The sequence below is a fragment of the Streptomyces sp. WAC04114 genome (genome assembly GCF_019733245.1).
GTDB classification, from domain to species: domain Bacteria; phylum Actinomycetota; class Actinomycetes; order Streptomycetales; family Streptomycetaceae; genus Streptomyces; species Streptomyces massasporeus_A.
On the sequence record NZ_JAIGQA010000147.1, the window covers coordinates 1 to 21,109 of the forward strand.

At 72.1% G+C, this 21,109-nt stretch carries 17 protein-coding genes and 1 pseudogene; 13 read left to right on the forward strand and 5 right to left on the reverse strand.

The features are described from left to right. Positions 1 to 733, forward strand: a 733-nt coding sequence (locus K4G64_RS29385) for a DUF6350 family protein (RefSeq protein ID WP_374206458.1), incomplete at its 5' end; no start/stop codon positions are given. A gap of 4 nt (positions 734 to 737) precedes the next feature. Here the strand turns inward: K4G64_RS29385 and K4G64_RS29390 are convergent. Beyond that, a complete protein-coding gene (locus K4G64_RS29390; RefSeq protein WP_221758993.1) occupies positions 738 to 1,535 on the reverse strand; it encodes a hypothetical protein in 798 nt (265 codons plus the stop codon). A 305-nt stretch (positions 1,536 to 1,840) separates the two neighbouring features. Between K4G64_RS29390 and purN the strand changes: the two genes are divergently transcribed. After that, entirely contained in the window at positions 1,841 to 2,479 is a 639-nt protein-coding gene (gene purN / locus K4G64_RS29395; RefSeq protein WP_221758994.1) for a phosphoribosylglycinamide formyltransferase, read from the forward strand. Then, entirely contained in the window at positions 2,476 to 4,038 is a 1,563-nt protein-coding gene (gene purH, locus K4G64_RS29400; RefSeq protein ID WP_221758995.1) for a bifunctional phosphoribosylaminoimidazolecarboxamide formyltransferase/IMP cyclohydrolase, read from the forward strand. Before purN ends, purH begins: the two co-directional genes overlap by 4 nt. A gap of 138 nt (positions 4,039 to 4,176) precedes the next feature. Here the strand turns inward: purH and K4G64_RS29405 are convergent, their stop codons facing one another. Continuing rightward, positions 4,177 to 5,763: a protein kinase gene (locus tag K4G64_RS29405; protein WP_221758996.1), complete on the reverse strand. Its 1,587-nt coding sequence runs from the start codon at positions 5,761 to 5,763 to the stop codon at positions 4,177 to 4,179. A 268-nt stretch (positions 5,764 to 6,031) separates the two neighbouring features. Continuing rightward, positions 6,032 to 6,607 (reverse strand): hypothetical protein, encoded by a 576-nt coding sequence (locus K4G64_RS29410; RefSeq protein ID WP_221758997.1) that lies wholly within the window; start codon positions 6,605 to 6,607, stop codon positions 6,032 to 6,034. Between the two features lie 274 nt (positions 6,608 to 6,881). Between K4G64_RS29410 and K4G64_RS29415 the strand changes: the two genes are divergently transcribed. From K4G64_RS29415 to K4G64_RS29455, 9 genes are all read left to right on the forward strand, one after another. Continuing rightward, complete coding sequence (locus K4G64_RS29415; protein ID WP_097219458.1) at positions 6,882 to 7,736, forward strand: bifunctional methylenetetrahydrofolate dehydrogenase/methenyltetrahydrofolate cyclohydrolase; 855 nt, start codon at positions 6,882 to 6,884, stop codon at positions 7,734 to 7,736. Beyond that, entirely contained in the window at positions 7,726 to 8,343 is a 618-nt protein-coding gene (locus K4G64_RS29420) for a DUF3017 domain-containing protein (RefSeq protein ID WP_308122524.1), read from the forward strand. The genes K4G64_RS29415 and K4G64_RS29420 overlap by 11 nt, the downstream gene beginning before the upstream one ends. Positions 8,344 to 8,737: 394 nt before the next feature. Continuing rightward, entirely contained in the window at positions 8,738 to 10,084 is a 1,347-nt protein-coding gene (locus tag K4G64_RS29425) for an XRE family transcriptional regulator (RefSeq protein WP_260461136.1), read from the forward strand. A gap of 1,369 nt (positions 10,085 to 11,453) precedes the next feature. Continuing rightward, positions 11,454 to 12,443 carry a malate dehydrogenase gene (locus K4G64_RS29430; protein ID WP_030842061.1) on the forward strand — a complete coding sequence of 330 codons (990 nt, stop codon included), beginning with the start codon at positions 11,454 to 11,456 and terminating at the stop codon, positions 12,441 to 12,443. 418 nt (positions 12,444 to 12,861) lie between these two features. Then, the gene (locus K4G64_RS29435; protein WP_221758999.1) at positions 12,862 to 14,382 is read left to right on the forward strand and encodes an aldehyde dehydrogenase family protein; all 1,521 of its coding nucleotides are present in this window, start codon (positions 12,862 to 12,864) and stop codon (positions 14,380 to 14,382) included. A 112-nt stretch (positions 14,383 to 14,494) separates the two neighbouring features. Continuing rightward, positions 14,495 to 16,027, forward strand: coding sequence for a GMC family oxidoreductase (locus K4G64_RS29440; RefSeq protein WP_221759000.1), 1,533 nt, complete (start codon positions 14,495 to 14,497; stop codon positions 16,025 to 16,027). Between the two features lie 32 nt (positions 16,028 to 16,059). Next, on the forward strand, positions 16,060 to 17,130 hold the full coding sequence (locus K4G64_RS29445) for a glycine betaine/L-proline ABC transporter ATP-binding protein (RefSeq protein ID WP_221759001.1): 1,071 nt from the start codon (positions 16,060 to 16,062) through the stop codon (positions 17,128 to 17,130). Further along, the gene (locus tag K4G64_RS29450; RefSeq protein ID WP_221759002.1) at positions 17,130 to 19,079 is read left to right on the forward strand and encodes a proline/glycine betaine ABC transporter permease; all 1,950 of its coding nucleotides are present in this window, start codon (positions 17,130 to 17,132) and stop codon (positions 19,077 to 19,079) included. The genes K4G64_RS29445 and K4G64_RS29450 overlap by 1 nt, the downstream gene beginning before the upstream one ends. A gap of 1 nt (position 19,080) precedes the next feature. Next, positions 19,081 to 20,037 (forward strand): ABC transporter substrate-binding protein, encoded by a 957-nt coding sequence (locus K4G64_RS29455; protein WP_221759003.1) that lies wholly within the window; start codon positions 19,081 to 19,083, stop codon positions 20,035 to 20,037. 3 nt (positions 20,038 to 20,040) lie between these two features. Here K4G64_RS29455 and K4G64_RS29460 read toward each other — a convergent pair. Continuing rightward, positions 20,041 to 20,157 (reverse strand): annotated as a pseudogene (locus tag K4G64_RS29460) (isocitrate lyase/phosphoenolpyruvate mutase family protein); the annotation flags it as partial. Positions 20,158 to 20,227: 70 nt separating this feature from the next. Continuing rightward, positions 20,228 to 20,737: a carboxymuconolactone decarboxylase family protein gene (locus K4G64_RS29465; RefSeq protein ID WP_189591635.1), complete on the reverse strand. Its 510-nt coding sequence runs from the start codon at positions 20,735 to 20,737 to the stop codon at positions 20,228 to 20,230. 47 nt (positions 20,738 to 20,784) lie between these two features. Between K4G64_RS29465 and K4G64_RS29470 the strand changes: the two genes are divergently transcribed. After that, a partial coding sequence (locus tag K4G64_RS29470; protein WP_221759004.1) for a GntR family transcriptional regulator occupies positions 20,785 to 21,109 on the forward strand: 325 nt, incomplete at its 3' end.

Below are 21,109 nucleotides of genomic sequence, written 5' to 3' on the forward strand. Positions count from 1 at the left end.
CGGCTGCCTGGCCACCCGCGGGGCCGGCCCGGCACACGCCGCCGGCACCGCGCGGGCCGCCCGGCGGGCCGGCCAGTCCCGCGAGCACGGCCGCGCACAGCACCGACGACCGTGCCGCGGCGCGGACGGCGCGGCCGGTCGACCAGAGGGCCGCCCGCGCGCCGCCGCACTGTCGTCGGTGCTGTGCGCGGCCGTGCTCGCGGGACTGGCCGGGCTCTCGGGCGGCCCGCTCGGTGCCGGTGTGCTGTCCCGGTTCGGCCCGGTCTGGTGGCAGGCCGCCGCTGCGACGCTGGCCTGGCTGGTGCTGCTGGCGATCCCGACGGCGGTGGGAGTACGGGCCTGGCGGTGCCGGTCGCTCCGGACGGAGGAGGCGACGACCGGCAAGCGGCGCGAGCACACGGGCGGGGGCCCCGACGGGCCCGGCCGGCTGCGGAAGGGGGCCCGGCTGGGCCGCGGTCGGTTCACGCGTACCGGGGTGGCCGGGATCGCGGGGGTGGCCGGAGGCGCCGGCGGCGTGGACGGCACCCGGGGTGCGGGACGGGCAGACCGCGCCCGGGGCGCTGCATCGTCCGCGGGCGACGAGGACGTCGAAGATTTCTGGGGTGCCGGGGTCGGGGATGGCTCTCGGGGAATCGGAGCCGCCTACGGCCTGCGCGACCAGGGCCGCGAAACGGACTACGGGCCCTACGACTTCCTGCCGTCCGACCGGCCCGCCCCGCCGGAGAGTGCCTGAGGCGTCAGTCGTTCGTCCCCAGCAATCCCCGCAGCTCCTCCGGCAGAAGCTGGGAGCAGGACTGCTTCGCCTCGTTCGTGAGGGCGTCGTTGGTGCACGTGTAGTAGTCGCGGTAGACCAGCTGCGCCGTGAAGGACGCGGCGACCAGGGCGATCGCCAGGGACGCCGTGACCAGGCCGCTCACCGCCGCCGTCGTCTGGGGGCGGCCGCCGCCCTGCTGCTGCTCGGGGGCGGGGGAGTCCGGGTCCGGTCTGCGGGGCTTGGCGCGCAGGGAGCTGATGGCCCAGTACAGGGCGAGCGCGCCGAGCAGCAGCGCCACGTACGGCCAGCTGAAGAGGGCGAAGAAGAAGGCCCACATGCCCGACAGCAGGGCATAGCGCGCCCGGCGCTGCGCGGGATCCGTCGGGTCCCAGCGCACGTTCGGGCCGCCACCCTTGGGGCCGCCGCCCTGGCCCTCGGGCCCACCGCGCGGGCGCTCCCCGAAGCCGCCGGGGGAGCGGCCGGGCTGCTGGTCGCTCCACTGGCTGCCCCAGGGCGAGCGGTGTCCGCCGTCCCCGTCGCCGGAGTCCTGGGAGTCGTCGCCCGACGGGCGGCGCGGCTGCCAGGGCCGGTCCGGAGTGCCTTCGGGCGGCGGGGCGAAGGGGTTGTCCTCCTGGGAGCCGCGCCCCTGCTCGCCGTCGCCGCCGCCCGACGGCGCGTCGGGCGGTGAGCTGGGGCGCTCCCGCAGCAGCACGGCGCCGCGCTCCCCTCCCTGCGGCAACAGCTGGGGGAACGTGAGGAGTCGCAGGCTGCGGTCCGGCATCAAGTGAGCGTCTTCCCGTTGGTGAGGAGCAATGTGTGGACAGAACGGAACGGCGTCGGACCCGGGTCCGTCACCTCCTGAACGCACCACGTCCGGACGTCGTTCCCGAACCGGCTCCGCCCAGACGCTACCTTCCGGCCACGCCCCCGTCCCGTGGGGGCCGTCCGGTGTGCCGGTATCGTTGCTGACGGTCGACCGGTTCGTAGGCTTCCCCGTATCCGGGGAAGCAAAGCATTCGTATGAATGCACAAAACGCTGAGCGCCGACCACCTTGGACAGACGCTTCCCCGAGAAAGGCCCCCACCGTGGCCGCCAAGCCCGTGGCCCCGCGCGCCAAGCGCCTCGTCGTGCTGGTCTCCGGATCCGGCACCAACCTCCAGGCGCTGCTCGACGAGATCGCCGCCGTCGGCGCACCGGAGTACGGGGCCGAGATCGTGGCCGTCGGCGCGGACCGCGAGGGCATCGAGGGGCTGGCGCGGGCCGAGCGCGCCGGGCTGCCGGTCTTCGTGTGCAAGGTCAAGGACCACGGAAGTCGCGAGGAGTGGGACGCCGCTCTCGCCGAGGCCGTCGCGGCGTACGAGCCCGACCTCGTCGTCTCCGCCGGGTTCATGAAGATCGTCGGCAAGGAGTTCCTCGCGCGGTTCGGCGGGCGGTTCGTCAACACGCACCCCGCTCTCCTGCCCAGTTTTCCGGGAGCCCACGGCGTGCGGGACGCGCTCGCGTACGGCGCAAAGGTCACCGGCTGCACCGTCCACTTCGTCGACGACGGCGTCGACACCGGGCCGATCATCGCGCAGGGCGTGGTGGAGATCCGGGACGAGGACGACGAAGGCGCTCTGCACGAGCGCATCAAGGAAGTCGAGCGAAGGCTGCTCGTCGAGGTCGTGGGGCGGCTCGCCCGCAACGGCTATCGCATTGAGGGACGAAAGGTAGTTATCCAGTGACCGCCGAGAGCAACAAGCGGCCCCTTCGCCGGGCGCTCGTCAGCGTCTACGACAAGACCGGTCTTGAGGACCTCGCGCGCGGGCTCCACGAGGCCGGGGTCGAGCTCGTCTCCACCGGCTCCACCGCCGCGAAGATCGCCGCTGCCGGCGTCCCCGTCACCAAGGTCGAGGAGCTCACCGGCTTCCCCGAGTGCCTCGACGGCCGGGTCAAGACCCTGCACCCGCGCGTGCACGCGGGCATCCTCGCCGACCTGCGCCTGGACAGCCACCGCGAGCAGCTCGCCGAGCTGGGTGTCGAGCCGTTCGACCTCGTCGTCGTCAACCTCTACCCGTTCCGCGAGACCGTCGCCTCCGGTGCCACGCCCGACGAGTGCGTCGAGCAGATCGACATCGGCGGCCCCTCGATGGTCCGGGCCGCCGCCAAGAACCACCCGTCGGTCGCGGTCGTCACCAGCCCCGCCCGCTACGCCGATGTCCTCAAGGCCGTCCAGGGCGGCGGCTTCGACCTCGCCACCCGCAAGCGGCTCGCCGCCGAGGCCTTCCAGCACACGGCCGCCTACGACGTGGCCGTCGCCTCCTGGTTCGCCTCCTCCTACGCGCCCGTGGACGACTCGCAGTTCCCCGACTTCCTCGGCGCCACCTGGGAGCGCGAGCACACCCTGCGCTACGGCGAGAACCCGCACCAGCCCGCGGCCCTCTACGTCTCGGGCACCGGCGGCCTCGCCCAGGCCGAGCAGCTGCACGGCAAGGAGATGTCGTACAACAACTACACGGACACGGACGCCGCCCGCCGTGCCGCGTACGACCACGCCGAGCCGTGTGTCGCGATCATCAAGCACGCCAACCCCTGCGGCATCGCCGTCGGCGCGGACGTCGCCGAGGCGCACCGCAAGGCGCACGCCTGTGACCCGCTGTCGGCCTTCGGCGGTGTGATCGCGGTCAACCGCCCGGTCAGCAAGGAGATGGCGGAGCAGGTCGCGGAGATCTTCACCGAGGTCATCGTCGCGCCCGGCTACGAGGACGGGGCCCTGGAGGCCCTCACCAAGAAGAAGAACATCCGTGTGCTGCGCTGCGCCGACGGGCCGGCCGCGCCCGTCGAGGTCAAGCCGATCGACGGTGGCGCGCTGCTCCAGGTCACCGACCGCCTCCAGGCCGACGGCGACGACCCGGCCAACTGGACGCTGGCGACCGGCGAGGCGCTGAGCGCCGACGAGCTGGCCGAGCTGGCGTTCGCCTGGAAGGCCTGCCGCGCGGTGAAGTCCAACGCGATCCTGCTCGCCAAGGACGGCGCCTCGGTCGGCGTCGGCATGGGGCAGGTCAACCGGGTGGACTCCGCGAAGCTCGCCGTCGAGCGGGCGGGCGCCGAGCGCGCGACGGGCGCGTACGCCGCCTCCGACGCGTTCTTCCCCTTCCCGGACGGCCTGGAGATCCTCACCGCCGCCGGAGTGAAGGCCGTGGTCCAGCCCGGCGGTTCGGTCCGTGACGAGCTGGTCGTGGAGGCCGCGCAGAAGGCCGGCGTCACGATGTACTTCACGGGGACGCGGCACTTCTTCCACTGAGTCCTCTGACGGAGCGGGCCGGAGCGAGCGATCCCGCCGGCCCGCTCAGCCATGTCAGGCGTCAGACCTCGTAGCGCCCGGCCTCCAGGAAGTACCGCAGTTCTTCTTGACGGCGCGTCAACGTCCTTGCCCCCGAGGTCACTTCCGGCCGTCGGGCGCGTACTCCTTCAGGAAGCGGGCGACGCGGTCGGCGTAGACGCGTACGTCCGGGGGCACGCCCTTCGTCGCGTTCACCGTGCGGTACGACGTGCGGTACGCGGAGGCGATCAGGACCTGCCGGTCGCCCGGCAGGTCCGCGTGCAGGCGCGGGGCGATCCAGCACAGGTAGCGGCCCATCGCCGGGATGGACTCGGCGGGCGGGAAGGGCGGCTGGGGGACCGTCTCGCCGGGGGTGCCGTCCTCGTTCATCCACCAGCGCAGGACGCGCGGGGTCCAGCGGGCGATGCCGTACTCGTTGTGGTCGGGGTCGGAGAGGTCGGGGTCGAAGTCGCTCTCCACCTTCAGCATGGCGGCGATCAGAACCGGCGTGACCTCCTTCTGGTCGCAGTCGTGCGCCGTCTCGACGATCAGCAGCCGGTAGGCGGGCGGAATGCCGCGGTCGGTGCGGAGTTCGGAGGCGCCGTACGCGGCGGCGGAGACGTTCGCGGACGCGCCGGACCCGGTTCCGCCGCCGGTCCCGTCGGCGCCCGCCCAGACGCTGATGCCGTAGGCGAGGGCGGCCAGGGCCGCGGCGGCCCCGGCCAGGGCGGCCGCGACGGACCCGCGGCGCAAGCGGCGGCGGGCGGTGCGCAGACGGTGGGCGGTGCGCAGGCGGGGCAGGTGGAGGACGCGCCGGTCCGGGCCTGCGGCCGCCGTCACCCGGCGCAGCAGCGCGGTGGCGCCGATGCGCTGCCGGTGCGTCCGGGTCAGGCAGGCGCGCACGATCTCCCGCCAGTCGTCGGGCAGTTCCGGCGACAGGCGCAGTTCGTCGACGCCGCGGGCGTAGGCCGCTGCCGCGTCGCGCCGGGCGGTCGAGGTCGCCCCGGGCAGCGGGAAGGAGTCGGTCAGCACGAGGTGGGCGAGGACGCCGAAGGCCCAGATGTCGGCGGACGGGCGGATGCGGCGGCCCCGTTCGCCGATCTCGGTCCAGAGCAGTTCCGGCGGGGTGTAGTCGGGGGTGGAGAAGGCCGGTGTGTAGGCGTGGGTGCCCTCCAGCTCCGCGGCCATGTTGAAGTCGGCGAGACGCACCGAGCCGTCCGCCATCTGCAGCACGTTGGCCGGCTTCAGATCGCCGTGCACCCAGCCGGCGCCGTGCAACTGGGCGAGGCCCTCGGCGATCTGCGCGAGCAGCGCGGGACCGGCCGCGGGCCGGGGCGTCGCGGCGAGCAGGGCCGCCAGGGAGCCCTCGGCCTTCTCCAGGACGAGGACGGTGGCGCCGTCCAGCTCCGGCCGCCCCGGGTCGTCGACCGTGAGCGTCTGGTACATCCGCACCAGCCGCGGGTGGCTCAGCCGCCGGTACAGCTCGACCTCCCGCTCGACCAGTTCGCGCAGGTGGGCCAGCCGGCGGGGTGTGGCCGTCCCGGTGGGCAGGAACTTCAGCGCGGCCGTGGGTGGCAGCCCGGCGCCGTCACCGACGCGCCGGGCGGCGTACACGCTGCCGAAGGCGCCCGTCGCGATGGGCTCGCGCACCTCCCAGTCGCCGACCCGGTAGCCCTTGGGCACGGGTACGGCGTACGCCTCGGTCACCGGATCGGCCCGGCCGGACGAAGGCCGCCAAAGAGCCGGAAGGCGCCGGGCGCGCGTCTGTCGGGGGTGGGGTCTCGTTCGTCCTCCGTGGTCGGCGGAGGTGCCACGACGATGCTGTACAAGGTGCTCTCCCCGTGCCTGAACAGCTACCACCGTCAGGGTAGGGCGACGCACCAGGGCCGTGCCCCCCTCGTACGGGTGAGACACGGCCCTTGGATGTGATTGGCGTGAACCGGTCCGGTCGTCGACCGGGTCCGTTCAGTACCGGTCAGTACCGGGGGCGGTTGAACCAGGCCTTGCCGTTCGCGTTGCCGACGAACACGGCCACCAGGATGGCGAGAACGGTGTGCACCAGGCCCACGATGACGAACGGGTAGATGCCGAGCACCGCCGTGATGATGGCGAAGACCAGGATGGTGACCCGGGCGCCGTTGCCGCCGTTCTTGAACTTGGTCGCCAGGACGGCCGCGAACACCAGCCAGGCCAGGCCGAACACCACGTAGCCCCAGATCACGCCGGTCGAGTCACCGACCAGGTCCTGGAAGGCGGTGTTGTCCTTGAGGGACTCGTCGTCCTTCGCGGCGTTGAGGGCCACGGCGGAGAAGGCGAAGATGGCCACGCCGAGGACCTGCAGACCGACGATCACCCACAGCATCACGCGGGCCGCGCCCACGGAGCCGGGCATGGTGGTCATCGCGGGCTGACCGCCGTAGGGGGAGACCGGAGGGGCCTGCGGGTAGCCGTAACCGGGAGCCTGCCCCTGGTCCTGCGGGTAGCCGTATCCCGGCTGCTGCGGCTGCCCCTGGGGAGCGCCGTAGGGGTTGTTCGGGTCGCCGTAGCTCATGGGGGCTTTCCTCCGTTGGTCCGTGTGCGGGGACGACGCGTGACATCCGCACGGAGGAAAACCTTCAGTATTGCGACCGTCCCCCCGTTGAACTGCCCGCGGTACTTGTCATGTCATCGTTCTGCACCACTGACCGGCTTGTCCAGCCGCATTCCCGATGTGTTGTGCAAGTGCAACATCGCCGATCATGGGCGGATACGGGGCGGGGGAGCCCCCGGTGCCCGGATTGCGGGCGGATTGGAACCGCGGCGGGGTCATCCGCGAGGATGGGGTCATGACCGCCCAGATTCTCGATGGCAAGGCCACCGCAGCCGCGATCAAGTCCGATCTGACCGCCCGCGTGGCGGCGCTGAAGGAGAAGGGCGTCACGCCCGGCCTCGGCACGATCCTGGTCGGGGAGGACCCCGGCAGCCAGAAGTACGTCGCCGGCAAGCACCGCGACTGCGCACAGGTGGGCATCGCCTCCATCCAGCGTGAACTGCCCGCCACGGCGACCCAGGAGGAGATCGAGGCGGCCGTCCGCGAGCTCAACGAGGACCCGGCCTGCACCGGGTACATCGTGCAACTGCCGCTGCCCAAGGGCATCGACGAGAACCGCATCCTCGAGCTGATGGACCCGGACAAGGACGCGGACGGGCTGCACCCCATGAACCTGGGGCGCCTCGTCCTCAACGAGCCCGCCCCGCTGCCCTGCACCCCGAACGGCGTGCTGACGCTGCTGCGCCGCTACGGCGTGGAGATCAAGGGCGCCGAGGTCGTGGTCGTCGGACGCGGTGTGACCATCGGCCGGCCGATGCCGCTGTTGCTGACCCGCCGCAGCGAGAACGCCACCGTGACGCAGTGCCACACCGGCACGCGCGATCTGTCGGCGCACCTCAAGCGCGCGGACATCATCGTGGCCGCCGCGGGTTCCGCCCATCTGATCCGGGCCGAGGACGTGAAGCCCGGCGCGGCCGTCCTCGACGTCGGGGTCTCCCGCAGCGCCGAGGGCAAGATCGTGGGCGACGTCCACCCCGACGTCGCCGAGGTCGCCGCCTGGATCTCCCCGAACCCCGGCGGGGTCGGCCCGATGACCCGTGCCCAGCTGCTCGTCAACGTGGTCGAGGCGGCGGAGCGCAGTGTCGGCTGAGCCCCGGACCCCGAGCGGGGCCGAGCACCGGACGTCGAGCGGGGCCGAGCAACAGGCCCCGGGCGGCGCCGAGCACTCGCCCCCGGGCGGGCACGAAACGCCCGGCGGGCAGGAGACGCCCGGCGGGCAGGAGACGCCGAGGGGACACGAGTCACCGGAGGAACTCACCGTCCGGGACCCCGTCAGCGCGCCCGACGCCGAAGGGCGGCCGCGGCGGGTCACCCGGCGCTTCCCGCTGTTCACCAAGGACACCGCGCGGCCCGAGGGCGGTGGCCGGGCCGCGCCCGGGGACGCTCCCGCGCCCGCCCGGCAGTGGCCCGTCCTCGCCGTGCTGGGGCTGGCCGGGCTGGGGCTGCTGGTGACGGCGTTCGGCCAGTTCCGGATGGGGACGCTGCTGATCGGCGTCGCCCTGCTGGGCGGTGGCGCGATGCGCTGGCTGCTGCCGGGCGTCGGCATGCTCGCCGTGCGCTCCCGCTTCACGGACATCGTCACCTACGGCCTGATGGGCACCGTGATCGTGCTGCTGGCGCTGATGGCACAGCCGAGTCCGTGGCTGCAGATCCCGTTCCTGAAGGACACGCTGCACTTCACGGTCACCAACGAATGACGAGGACGGCGGTCCGTCCCCTCCCCCGAGGAGGGACGGCCCGCCGCCACGACCCACCCTCGGTCACGGCGAACGGCCTGTTCAACGGCTGTCAGAGCGCTGTGGCACGGAAGTGACAGTTCCGGTACGTCCCGCTTCCGGTTCTGATCCGATACCGCACAAAGTGGTGCGACGGCGGGGTTGGCAGGGACAATCAGGACGGTCCAGGGTGTATTGCGCGCGGTCACCGTGCTCCTGTGCGCCCCCCGTCAGGGAACTGAGATCCTGAGTGGACGCATCCCTATGGGTATCCACAACGGGGACTCGGCCAAGGCCGCCGCGCGCGGGGCGAACAGCGCGAGAAATATCAGCACGACCGGGGGGAAGAGGGGGAGCAATGCCTCGTTGGAAGGCCTTGCCGGATGAGCTCGATCCGCAGATCAGGGAGTTCACCAGCCAGCTGCGCAGACTCGTGGACCGCAGCGGTCTGAGCATCGCGTCGGTGGCGGACCGCACGGGCTACAGCAAGACGTCGTGGGAGCGTTACCTGCACGGCCGGCTGCTCGCGCCCAAGGGCGCGATCGTCGCCCTGGCCGAGGTCACCGGCACCAATCCGGTGCACCTGACCACCATGTGGGAGCTCGCCGAGCGCGCCTGGAGCCGCTCGGAGATGCGGCACGACATGACGATGGAGGCCATACGGATCTCCCAGGCGCGCGCCGCGCTCGGGGAGTTCGGCGGGCAGGACTTCTCCGACCCCTCGGCCGGTGGCAAGGGGGCCACGTCGGGTGAGGGCAGGGCGGCCTCCGCGAGCGGTGCCAAGCCGGCCCGCCGGAGCGGCGGCACCACGGTCACGCCGGGCATCGCGGGACCGGCCGGTGTGGTCCCGACCGTGCCGCCGCAGCCGACGGCGCCCGAGGTCCAGGACTCCTCCGGCTCGGGTGTGCGGGAGGAGAGCGGCCGGACCGCCGAGCCCGATGTCAATTCGTGGGGGCTGGCCGGGTACCAGGGGCCGTCGCCGAGCGGCGGGCGCTCCGCCGGAGCGGGCACGGGCCGGGGATCGCGCCCCGGATCCGGTCCCGGGTCGTCCTCGGGCCCCGGGTGGACTCCCGGCGTCGGGTCGGACCCGTACGCCGAGCCCCAGGACGCCGTCCCGGGCCGGGCCGGTGGTGCAGGTGGTGCCAGTGGTTCCGGTGGTGCCGGTGGTGCCGGTGGTGCGGGAGGGACCCGCCGGACCGCCACCGCCTCCTCTTCCTCCTCCGCGTCGGCGGGCAAGAAGCGGACCGTGACCTTCCTCGCGGGGGTCGTGGGCGTTCTCGTGGTGATCGCCGGCGCGTTCTATCTCACCGGTGGCGGTGGCGACGACGAGGCCAAGGGCGGCGCCAAGTCGCCCTCGCCGAACGTCAGCAGCGACGCGAAACTGCCGCCCGGCGTGAAGTGCAGCGGCGACAGTTGCACCGGCAAGGACGCGGAGGCCATGGGGTGCAGCGGTGACCTGGTGACCACCGCCCAGACCGTGACCGTCGGCACGACCGTCGTCGAGGTCCGCTACAGCGAGACCTGCAAGGCGGCCTGGGGCCGCATCACCCAGGCGACACAGGGCGACGAGGTCCAGATCAGCTCGGGCAAGGCGAAGCAGACCGGCAGCATCACCGCGGCCGGTGACGCCATCGCCTACACCCCGATGGTGGCCGTGAAGAACGCCGCGGACGCCAAGGCCTGCGCGACCTTGACGGCCGGCGAGAAGGGCTGCACGGACTAGCGGCGGGGCGGCTCCGCCGGGTTGACGGGCTGCATCGGCTGGTCGATCGGTGGTTCTGCCGGGTCGGTGGGGCTGCATCGACTGGTTGATCGGCGGTTCTGCCGGTCGATGGGCTGCATCGGCTGGTTGCTCGGTGGTTCCGCCGGTGGATGGGCTGCGCCCCTGGGCGAGGGGCGGTTCTGTCGGTCGATGGGCTGCGCCGGCTGCTCGGCGTGCTTCACAGGCGGCGGCTCCGCCGGGTCGACGGGGTGGCCCCGCCGCCTGGCGGGCTGCACACCTGGTCGATGGGCGGCTCTGCCGGTTGATGGCTGCGCCGACCGGCCGGGCGGCTGCGCCGGTCACCGTCCTGCCTCGCCGGTCGCTGTACGGCTGCGCCGGTCTGACGCTGGTCTCGCCGGTCTCCGGGTGGCTGCGCCAGTCGTCGGCTCGCCTTGCCAGTCGTCGGCTCGCCGCGCCGGTCGGTGGTCGGCTGTGCCGGTCACCGTCCCGTCTCGCGGCCTCCGGGCGGCTGCGCCGGTCTGACGCTGGTCTCGCCGGTCTCCGGGTGGCTGCGCCAGTCGTCGGCTCGCCTTGCCAGTCGTCGGCTCGCCGCGCCGGTCGGTGGTCGGCTGTGCCGGTCACCGTCCTGCCTCGCCGGTCGCTGTGCGGCTGGGCTGGTCGGCGGCTGGCCTTGCCGGTCTCCGGGTGGCTGCGCCAGTCGTCGGCTCGCTTCGCCGTCGCTGGTCGGCTGTGCCGGTCACCGTCCCGCCTCGCCGGTCGCTGTACGGCTGCGCTGGTCGGCGGCTGGCCTCGCCGGTCTCCGGGTGGCTGCGCCGCTCCCCGTCCCACCCCGCCGGTCGCTGAGGGGTGGGGCTGCACCCGTCGCCGACCCGCCTCGCCGGTCTCCGAGTTACTCCGCCGGTACACGGTCCGCCCCACCGATCGCCGGACGGCCCCGCCGGTCAACAGCCCGCTCCGCCGGCCGCGCCCCGCCGGTCAACAGCCCTGCCCTGCCAGCCGCGGCCCGCCGGTCAACAGCCCTGCCCCGCCGGTCAACAGCCCACCCCCCCAACCCGGACGAAGAATTTCCGAACGGGAGGAATGTCCGCCGTAATCGGGGGCACGCGAACCGTACCCCCACGGGAGTCCGGCATGGTCGGTATCCCCCCAGGCGGCCGCCTTCGTCTTCCTCTCCCGGACGGGCGGCCGCCTCTTGTGATGGGGGCGGGTTCGCGGAACGGGGTTGTGGGCCGGGCCACACCGACCCGGACGTCCGGGATCCCGGATGCGCGATAGCCTGACGGCTGGATGGATCTCTTGATGCCAAGAGATCGATCAAACGTCCGGGGCAGGGACCCGCCCCACCGCCAGCTGTCATACGGAGAACGCCATGACCCGCACTCCCGTGAACGTCACCGTCACCGGCGCGGCCGGCCAGATCGGTTACGCCCTGCTCTTCCGCATCGCCTCCGGTCAGCTGCTCGGCGCGGACGTGCCGGTGAAGCTGCGCCTGCTGGAGATCACCCCGGCCCTGAAGGCCGCCGAGGGCACGGCCATGGAGCTGGACGACTGCGCGTTCCCGCTCCTGCAGGGCATCGACATCACCGACGACCCGAACGTCGCCTTCGACGGCACCAACGTCGGTCTGCTCGTCGGCGCCCGCCCCCGCACCAAGGGCATGGAGCGCGGCGACCTGCTGGAGGCCAACGGCGGCATCTTCAAGCCGCAGGGCAAGGCCATCAACGACCACGCCGCGGACGACGTCAAGATCCTGGTCGTCGGCAACCCGGCCAACACCAACGCCCTCATCGCCCAGGCCGCCGCACCGGACGTCCCGGCCGAGCGCTTCACCGCGATGACCCGCCTGGACCACAACCGCGCGCTGACCCAGCTCGCGAAGAAGACGGGCTCGACGGTCGCCGACATCAAGCGCCTGACCATCTGGGGCAACCACTCCGCCACCCAGTACCCCGACATCTTCCACGCCACCATCGCCGGCAAGAACGCCGCCGAGGTCGTGAACGACGAGAAGTGGCTGGCCGACGACTTCATCCCGACCGTCGCCAAGCGTGGCGCCGCCATCATCGAGGCCCGTGGCGCCTCGTCGGCCGCGTCCGCCGCCAACGCCGCCATCGACCACGTCTACAGCTGGGTCAACGGCACCGCCGACGGCGACTGGGTCTCCATGGGTATCCCGTCGGACGGCAGCTACGGCGTCCCGGAGGGGCTCATCTCCTCCTTCCCCGTCACCACCAAGGACGGCTCGTACGAGATCGTCCAGGGCCTGGAGATCAACGAGTTCTCCCGCGCCCGGATCGACGCCTCCGTCAAGGAGCTCGAGGAGGAGCGCGAGGCGGTCCGCGGCCTCGGCCTCATCTGATCGAAGCCCCTGAGGGTTCACGCACGGGCCCCGCACCGGTTCTCCGGTGCGGGGCCTTCGCGCGTTCCGAGACGCTCGTCGGATCGCTGGAGCGCCGGCGCCGGACGTTCGCCCGGGAGGCGGAGGGACTCGACGCGGCCGGGCTGAGCGCGCACGTGGGGGAGGGCCCGCCGGAAGATTTCCGGGCTTGGTGAGCTGACGCCCGGCGAACCCACGGCCGGCCGACGCCGACGCCCGGCGCACCGACGTCCGGCTCCCCGCACCTTTCGTTCCTGTTTGTCCACATCTCCCGTGACACAGCGCACTTTCGGCCACGGGTGCGCATGCAATTGCGGGAGTCGGGCAGGCGAACTCGGTCTCTTAGTGACACGTATGTGACACAGGGGTGCTGATCAGGAACGGAAGGCGAAGAGCGATCATGGCGGAAAGTACCGAACTTCAGGCGCGTCAAACCATCCATGCGGGAGGAGAGTGGCGGGCGGCCACCTCCGGGGCCACCCGCGAGATCCTCGACCCCGCGGACGCGCTGCCCTTCGCCGTCGTCGCGGAGGGCGACGAGAAGGACACCGATCTGGCGATCGCCGCCGCCCGGCGCGCCTTCGACGAGGGGCCGTGGCCGCACACGCCCGTCGCCGAGCGGGCCGCGCTGCTCAGGCGCGTCGCCGATCTCCTGGTCCGGGACCGCGAGAAGCTCGGCCGGCTGGAGGCCCAGGACGCGGGCAAGACCGTCGAGGAGGGTCGCGTCGACATCGACTGTGTCGCCGACGCCTTCCGCTACTTCGCCGACCTGGTCGCCGGTGAGGCCCCCGGCCGGGTCGTGGACGCGGGCTCGACCGACATCCACAGCGTCGTCGTGCACGAGCCCATCGGCGTCTGTGCGATGATCACGCCCTGGAACTACCCGCTGCTGCAGGCCAGCTGGAAGATCGCCCCCGCCCTCGCCGCCGGCAACACCTTCGTCATCAAGCCGAGCGAGATCACCCCGATGACGACGATCGCGCTCATCGACCTGCTCGTCGAGGCCGGACTGCCCGAGGGCGTCGCCAACATCGTCACCGGCCCGGGGCATTCGGTCGGCGCGCGCCTGTCCGAGCACCCCGACGTCGACCTGGTCTCCTTCACCGGCGGCCTGGTCAGCGGCACCAAGGTCGCCCAGGCCGCCGCCCCGACCGTCAAGAAGGTCGCCCTCGAACTGGGCGGCAAGAACCCCAACGTCGTCTTCGCCGACGCCTGCGCCACCGAGGAGGGCTTCGACACCGCCGTCGACCAGGCCCTCAACGCCGCCTTCATCCACAGCGGTCAGGTCTGCTCGGCCGGTGCCCGCCTCATCATCGAGGAGTCGGTCCGGGACCGCTTCGTCACCGAACTCGCCCGGCGCGCCGAGAAGATCCGCCTCGGCCGCGGCACCGAGGACGGTGTCGAGTGCGGCCCGCTCGTCTCCGAGCAGCAGCGCGCCAAGGTCGAGATGTACGTCGAGTCCGCCCTCAAGGAGGGCGCGGTGCTGCGCTCCGGCGGCAAGCGCCCCGAACCGTCCGCGCAGCGCCCGGAGAACGGCTACTTCTACGAGCCGACCGTCCTCGACCACTGCCACCGCGAGATGCGCGTCGTACGGGAGGAGGTCTTCGGGCCGGTCCTCACCGTCGAGACCTTCCGTACCGAGGACGAGGCCGTCGCCCTCGCCAACGACACCGAGTACGGACTCGCGGGCGGCGTCTGGACCGCCGACGCGGGCCGCGCCCGCCGCGTGGCCGGCCGGCTGCGCCACGGCACGATCTGGATCAACGACTTCCACCCCTACCTGCCGCAGGCGGAGTGGGGCGGTTTCGGCAAGAGCGGAGTGGGCCGCGAACTCGGCCCCGCAGGCCTCGCCGAATACCGGGAGACCAAGCACGTCTACCAGAACCTCGCTCCGAAGCCGGTGCGCTGGTTCGCGGGCTGACCCCCGTCCCCTGCCGGGCCGCCGACCCCCCAACCCGGGCTGACCCCCACATCCCGGGCTGACGTCCGTCCCCCGAGCCCGTTCACTTCATCTCCACTGGAGCAAGTACGCCATGTCCCACACCAGTCATGAGTACGACTATGTCGTGATAGGCGGCGGAACCGCAGGTTCCGTGATCGCCTCCCGACTGACCGAGAACCCGGACGTCACCGTCGCCGTCATCGAGGGCGGCCCCAGTGACGTCGGCCGAGACGACGTGCTGACCCTGCGCCGCTGGATGGGCCTGCTCGGCGGCGAGCTCGACTACGACTACCCCACCACCGAACAGCCACGCGGAAACTCGCATATCCGGCACAGCCGGGCCCGCGTCCTGGGCGGCTGTTCCTCGCACAACACCCTGATCGCCTTCAAGCCGCTGCCGGCGGACTGGGACGAGTGGGAGGCCGCGGGCGCCAAGGGCTGGGGCGCGGTGCAGATGGAGGCGTACTTCGCCCGGCTCAACAACAACATCGTCCCGGTCGACGAGAAGGACCGGAACGCCATCGCCCGCGACTTCGTCGACGCGGCCCAGGAGGCGCTGGGCGTGCCGCGCGTGGAGGGCTTCAACAAGAAGCCGTTCACCGAGGGCGTCGGCTTCTTCGACCTCGCCTACCACCCCGAGAACAACAAGCGGTCCTCGGCGTCGGTGGCGTACCTCCACCCGGTGATGGACGAGCGGCCCAACCTGACGATCCTGCTGGAGACCTGGGCGTACAAGCTTCAGTTCGACGGCAACCGCGCCGAGGGCGTGCACGTACGCACCAAGGACGGCGAGGAGATCCTCGTCAAGGCCCGGGGCGAGGTGCTGCTCTGTGCCGGCGCCGTCGACTCGCCGCGGCTGCTGATGCACTCCGGCGTCGGCCCCAAGGCCGACCTGGAGAAGCTCGGCATCCCCGTCACGCACGACCTGCCGGGCGTCGGCGAGAACCTGCTCGACCACCCCGAGTCGGTCATCGTCTGGGAGACCAACGGCCCCATCCCGGAGAACTCCGCGATGGACTCCGACGCGGGCCTGTTCGTGCGCCGCGACCCCGAACAGCCGCACCCCGACCTGATGTTCCACTTCTACCAGATCCCGTTCACGGACAACCCGGAGCGACTGGGCTACCAGCGGCCGGAGTTCGGCGTCTCGATGACCCCGAACATCCCCAAGCCGAAGAGCCGCGGCCGGCTCTACCTGACCAGCGCCGACCCCGAGGTCAAGCCGGCCCTGGACTTCCGCTACTTCACCGACGAGGACGACTACGACGGCAAGACCCTCGTCGACGGCATCAAGATCGCCCGCGAGATAGCCAAGACCGAGCCGCTGGCCGGCTGGCTCAAGCGCGAAGTGGCCCCCGGCCCGGACGTCACCGGTGACGAGGAGCTTGGCGAGTACGCGCGCAAGGTCGCGCACACCGTCTACCACCCCGCCGGCACCTGCAAGATGGGCGCCGCCGACGACCAGCAGGCCGTCGTCGACCCCGAGCTGCGCATCCGCGGCCTGGAGGGCATCCGCATCGCGGACGCCTCCGTGTTCCCCACCATGACCACCGTCAACCCGATGATCGGAGTGCTCATGGTCGGGGAGAAGGCCGCCGAGCTGATCGGTGGTGGTGCGAAGTGACCGCGACCCTCGAACCCCCCACGGAGCAGACCATGGACACCACGCCCGTCTTCTCGGTGGAGGGCCTGTGGAAGGTGTTCGGCCCCAAGGCCGACCGCATCCCCGGCGACCCCGAGCTCACCGCCCTCGACCCCGCCGAGCTGCGCTCCCGCACCGGCTGCACGGCCGCCGTCCGCGACGTCAGCTTCGACGTGCGCAAGGGCGAGGTCTTCGTCGTCATGGGCCTGTCCGGCTCCGGCAAGTCCACGCTGGTGCGCTGTCTGACCCGGCTCATCGAGCCCACGGCCGGCACCATCGCCATCGACGGCGAGGACGTCCGCGCCATGGACCGCTCCCGGCTGCGCGAACTGCGCCGCCACCGCGCCGCGATGGTCTTCCAGCACTTCGGCCTGCTGCCGCACCGCACCGTCCTCGACAACGTCGCCTACGGCCTGGAGATCCAGGGCATGGGCAAGGCCGAGCGGCGCGAGCGGGCCGCCGAGGTCGTCGCCAAGGTCGGCCTCGAAGGCATGGAGCACCGTCGCCCCAGCCAGCTCTCCGGCGGCCAGCGGCAACGCGTCGGCCTCGCCCGCGCACTCGCCGTCGACCCCGAAGTCCTCCTCTTCGACGAGCCGTTCAGCGCGCTCGACCCCCTCATCCGGCGCGAGATGCAGGAGGAGGTGGTCCGGCTCCACCACGAGGAGGGCCGCACGATGGTCTTCATCACGCACGACCTCCAGGAAGCCCTCAAGCTGGGCGACCGCATCGCCCTGATGCGCGACGGCCGGGTCGTCCAGCTCGGCACACCCGAGGAGATCGTGGGCTCGCCCGCCGACGACTACGTCCGCGAGTTCGTCCGCGACGTCCCGCGCGAGCAGGTCATGACCGTCCGTACGGCCATGCGCCGCCCGTCGGCCGGCCAGGACGGCAGCGGACCGGCCGTGCGGCCCGACGCGACGGTGTCCGAGGCGATCGAGGCGGTCGCCCGCGCCGGCGCTCCGGCCCGGGTCGTGGACAAGGGCCGGTGCGTGGGCGTGGTCGACTCCGACACGCTCCTCGGCGTCGTCGCCGGCACGGAGCAGCCCGCTCCGCCCGGGACGGAGCAGCCCAAGGAGGCGGTCTGATGGCGACCATCACCGCGAACCCGCCCCGCGTCGGGCTGCCCGGTCTCCTCAAGCACCGGGCCGTGCACAAGCTGCTGCTGCTCGCCCTCGCCGCCGCGATCCTCGTGCCGCTGGCCAACGCCCGCTGGGCGAGCGGCACTTGGCCGAGCGCGCTGACCCTCGACTTCTCCGAGCCGCTCGCCAAGGCCAGCGACTGGATCATCGACAACCGCGACAGCCACCCGCTGTTCCTGTACTTCTTCGGCCACGTCAGCAACGTCGTCGTCATCGCCGTACGGGCCGTCTACCTCACGTTCCTGGCCGTCGGCTGGGCGGGCGTCACGGCCCTCGGCGCGCTGGTCGCCTGGCGGGTGGCGGGCGTGAAGCTGGCCCTCGGCACCGGCGCCGCGTTCCTCGCCTGCGGGCTGCTCGGCATGTGGGTGCCGACCATGCAGACGCTCGCCCTAATGGTCGTCGCGGTCCTCGCGTCGGTTGTGGTGGGCGTGCTGCTCGGGCTCGCCGCCGGACTGTCCGACCGGATGGACCGCGTGCTGCGGCCGGTCCTGGACACCATGCAGGTGCTGCCCGCCTTCGCCTACCTCCTGCCGGTCGTGCTGGTCTTCGGCATCGGCGTCCCGGCGGCCGTCCTGGCCACCGTCATCTACGCCGCCCCGCCCATGGCCCGCCTCACCTCGCTCGGGCTCCGCGGCGCCGACAAGGAGGTGCTGGAGGCCGTCGAGTCGCTCGGCTCCACGGCACGACAGCGCCTGCTGACGGCCCGGATCCCGCTGGCCCGCAAGGAACTCCTCCTGGGGCTCAACCAGACGATCATGATGGCGCTGTCCATGGCCGTCATCGCGGCCGTCATCGGCGCCGGCGGTCTCGGTGACCGCGTCTACCAGGCCCTGGCCTCGGTCGACGTCGGTGCCGCCCTCGCCGCCGGTATCCCGATCGTGCTGCTGGCCGTCGTCCTCGACCGGGTCACGGGCGCGGCGGGGGAGAAGCTCGGCGCCGAACCCGAGCCCCACAGCGGCCGCGGCTGGCTCTTCGCCCTCGCCGGTGTCGTCGCCGTGGCGGTCGCCGGGCGGCTCGCGGGCCGCCTCGACTGGCCCGACTCCTGGGTCGTCGCCATCGCCGAGCCCGTCAACCGCGCCGTCGACTGGATGACCGCGCACCTGTACTCGGGCGTCCCCGTCGTCGGCGGCACCGCCGACTGGGCCGGCCACTTCACCACCTGGGTCCTCGACCCGATGCGCGACGGCCTGCAGGCGCTGCCCTGGTGGGCGGTGCTGCTGATCGTCGCCGCCCTGGCCTGGGTCATCGGCACCTGGCGCACCGCGCTCACCGCCGTCCTCGCCATGGCCGCGATCGGCGTCCTCGGTGTCTGGAAGCCTTCCCTGGACACCCTCTCCCAGGTCCTGGCGGCCGTCGCCGTCACCCTGGTCGTCGGCTTCGCCGTAGGGATCGCCGCGGCCCGCAGCGACCGCCTGGAGCGGGCGCTGCGCCCGGTCCTCGACGTGTTCCAGACGATGCCGCAGTTCGTGTACCTGATCCCGGTCGTCGCCCTGTTCGGCGTCGGCCGCGCCCCGGCCGTCGCCGCCGCGATCGTCTACGCGCTGCCGGCCGTCGTCCGGATCACCACCCAGGGCCTGCGGCAGGTCGACCCGGCCGCACTGGAGTCCTCCAGTTCGCTCGGCGCGACCAGCTGGCAGCAGCTGAAGCAGGTGCAGCTCCCGCTGGCCCGCCCGGCGCTGCTGCTCGCCGTCAACCAGGGCCTCGTCCTGGTCCTCGCCGTCGTCGTCATCGGCGGCCTGGTCGGCGGTGGCGCGCTCGGTTACGACGTCGTCTTCGGCCTCGCCCAGGGCGACCTGGCGACCGGTCTGGTGGCCGGCGGCGCGATCGTCTGCCTCGGCCTGATGCTCGACCGGGTGACGCAGCCCACCGAACGCCGCGCGAAGAAGGGAGCGTGACATGCGCGTCCGTACCACTGCCGCGGTCGCCGCGGTGAGCTCCCTGGCACTGCTCACCGGCTGCGGCGCCGCCGACATGACCAAGCAGGCCTCGCCCTTCGCCAATGCGCAGGGCGCCAAGACCGTGACCCTGTCCGTGCAGTCCTGGGTGGGCGCCCAGTCCAACGTGGCCGTAGCCCAGTACCTCCTGGAGCACGAACTGGGCTACCGCGTCGACACCGTCCAGGTCGACGAGGTGCCCGCCTGGGACGCCCTCAGCCAGGGCCGCGTCGACGCGCTCCTGGAGGACTGGGGCCACCCCGAGCAGGAACAGCGCTACGTCAAGGACAAGAAGACGATCGCGCCCGGCGGCGACCTCGGCGTCACCGGCCACATCGGCTGGTTCGTCCCGACGTACTTCGCCAAGAAGCACCCGGACGTCACGAACTGGAAGAACCTCAACAAGTACGCCGATCAGTTCCGCACCCCGGAGAGCGGCAGCAAGGGCCAGCTGATGGACGGTTCGCCGTCCTACGTCACCAACGACAAGGCGCTGGTGAAGAACCTGAAGCTGGACTACCAGGTGGTGTTCGCCGGGTCCGAGGCGGCGCAGATCACGCAGATGAAACAGTTCGCCAAGGAGAAGAAGCCCTTCCTCACCTACTGGTACTCCCCGCAGTGGCTCTTCAAGAAGGTCCCGATGACCGAGGTGAAGCTGCCGCCGTACAAGGAGGGCTGCGACGCCGACCCGGAGAAGGTCGCCTGCGCCTATCCGCACACCCCGCTGCAGAAGTACCTCAACGCGGACTTCGCGAAGAAGGGCGGCAAGGCGGCGGCCTTCCTGAAGAAGTTCAAGTGGACGACCGAGGACCAGAACGAGGTCTCCCTGATGATCGCCGACAAGAAGATGACGCCGGAGGACGCGGCGAAGAAGTGGGTGGACAGCCACGAGTCCACCTGGAAGAAGTGGCTGTCCTGACGTTCACTGCGCCAGCCGGTCGGCGATCTCCCGCGGGGCCGGGGCGGCCCGTCGCTGGAGACCCGGCCCGAAGGTGATCCGGGTGGCCCCGAGCGCGCCGAGTTCGGCGGGCGAGGGGCCACCGTCGGCCGGGGCCCCCACGCGGAACACGTCGGCCTTGGTCATGGCGTCAACCCCCTGGCGGAAGCCGTCACTTGTACTGGCCGGGCTCGTAGTGCCCCGGCGCCATCCGGCAGGTCACCCCGAACCGGTTCCATGCGTTGATCACCGTGATCGCGGCGATGACCTGCGCCAGCTCGGCCTCCTCGAAGTGCTTCGCGGCGTTGTCGTAGACCTCGTCCGGCACGAAACCGTCCGTCAGGACCGTCACCGCCTCCGTCAGCTCCAGCGCGGCGATCTCCTTCGCGGTGTAGAAGTGCCGCGACTCGTCCCAGGCGCTGAGCTGCACGATCCGCTCGACGCTCTCACCCGCCGCGAGGGCGTCCTTGGTGTGCATGTCGATACAGAACGCGCAGTGGTTGATCTGGGAGGCGCGGATCTTCACCAGTTCGTACAGCGTGTGGTCGAGGCCCTTACGGGCGGCGGTCTCCAGCCGGACCATCGCCTTGTAGACCTCGGGCGCGTGCTTGGCCCACTCCAGGCGGGCGGGCCGCTCGGGGGCGTACTCCACGGTGGTCGTGGTCTCGGTGTGCGTCGTCATGCCCTCGACCCTAGGAAGGAAGCAGCCCAGGAGTATGGTCCATTTCCATGGCGGAACCCTGGGCCACTCTGGGCATCGACCTGCTGGTGGAGCCGACCGGGCCGGGCCTGCGCCGCGGCCTGACCGACGCGCTGCGCGAGGCCGTCCGCTCCGGCCGGCTGGCCCCCGGCACCCGGCTGCCCTCCTCCCGCGCGCTCGCCGCCGACCTGGGCATCGCCCGCAACACCGTCGCCGACGCCTATTCCGACCTCGTCGCCGAGGGCTGGCTCACCGCCCGGCAGGGCTCGGGCACCCGGGTCGCGGCCCGCGAGGTCGTCCCGCCGTCCGGCACGCCGCCCCACCCCCGCGCCCTCACCCGCCCGGCCTACGATC

Coding starts and splice junctions, on each gene's coding strand:
- K4G64_RS29390 (WP_221758993.1), bottom strand. CDS start 1,535: ATGCCGGACCGCAGCCTGCGACTCCTCACGTTCCCCCAGCTGTTGCCG.
- K4G64_RS29410 (WP_221758997.1), bottom strand. CDS start 6,607: ATGAGCTACGGCGACCCGAACAACCCCTACGGCGCTCCCCAGGGGCAG.
- K4G64_RS29415 (WP_097219458.1), top strand. CDS start 6,882: ATGACCGCCCAGATTCTCGATGGCAAGGCCACCGCAGCCGCGATCAAG.
- K4G64_RS29430 (WP_030842061.1), top strand. CDS start 11,454: ATGACCCGCACTCCCGTGAACGTCACCGTCACCGGCGCGGCCGGCCAG.
- K4G64_RS29435 (WP_221758999.1), top strand. CDS start 12,862: ATGGCGGAAAGTACCGAACTTCAGGCGCGTCAAACCATCCATGCGGGA.
- K4G64_RS29440 (WP_221759000.1), top strand. CDS start 14,495: ATGTCCCACACCAGTCATGAGTACGACTATGTCGTGATAGGCGGCGGA.
- K4G64_RS29445 (WP_221759001.1), top strand. CDS start 16,060: ATGGACACCACGCCCGTCTTCTCGGTGGAGGGCCTGTGGAAGGTGTTC.
- K4G64_RS29450 (WP_221759002.1), top strand. CDS start 17,130: ATGGCGACCATCACCGCGAACCCGCCCCGCGTCGGGCTGCCCGGTCTC.
- K4G64_RS29455 (WP_221759003.1), top strand. CDS start 19,081: ATGCGCGTCCGTACCACTGCCGCGGTCGCCGCGGTGAGCTCCCTGGCA.
- K4G64_RS29465 (WP_189591635.1), bottom strand. CDS start 20,737: ATGACGACGCACACCGAGACCACGACCACCGTGGAGTACGCCCCCGAG.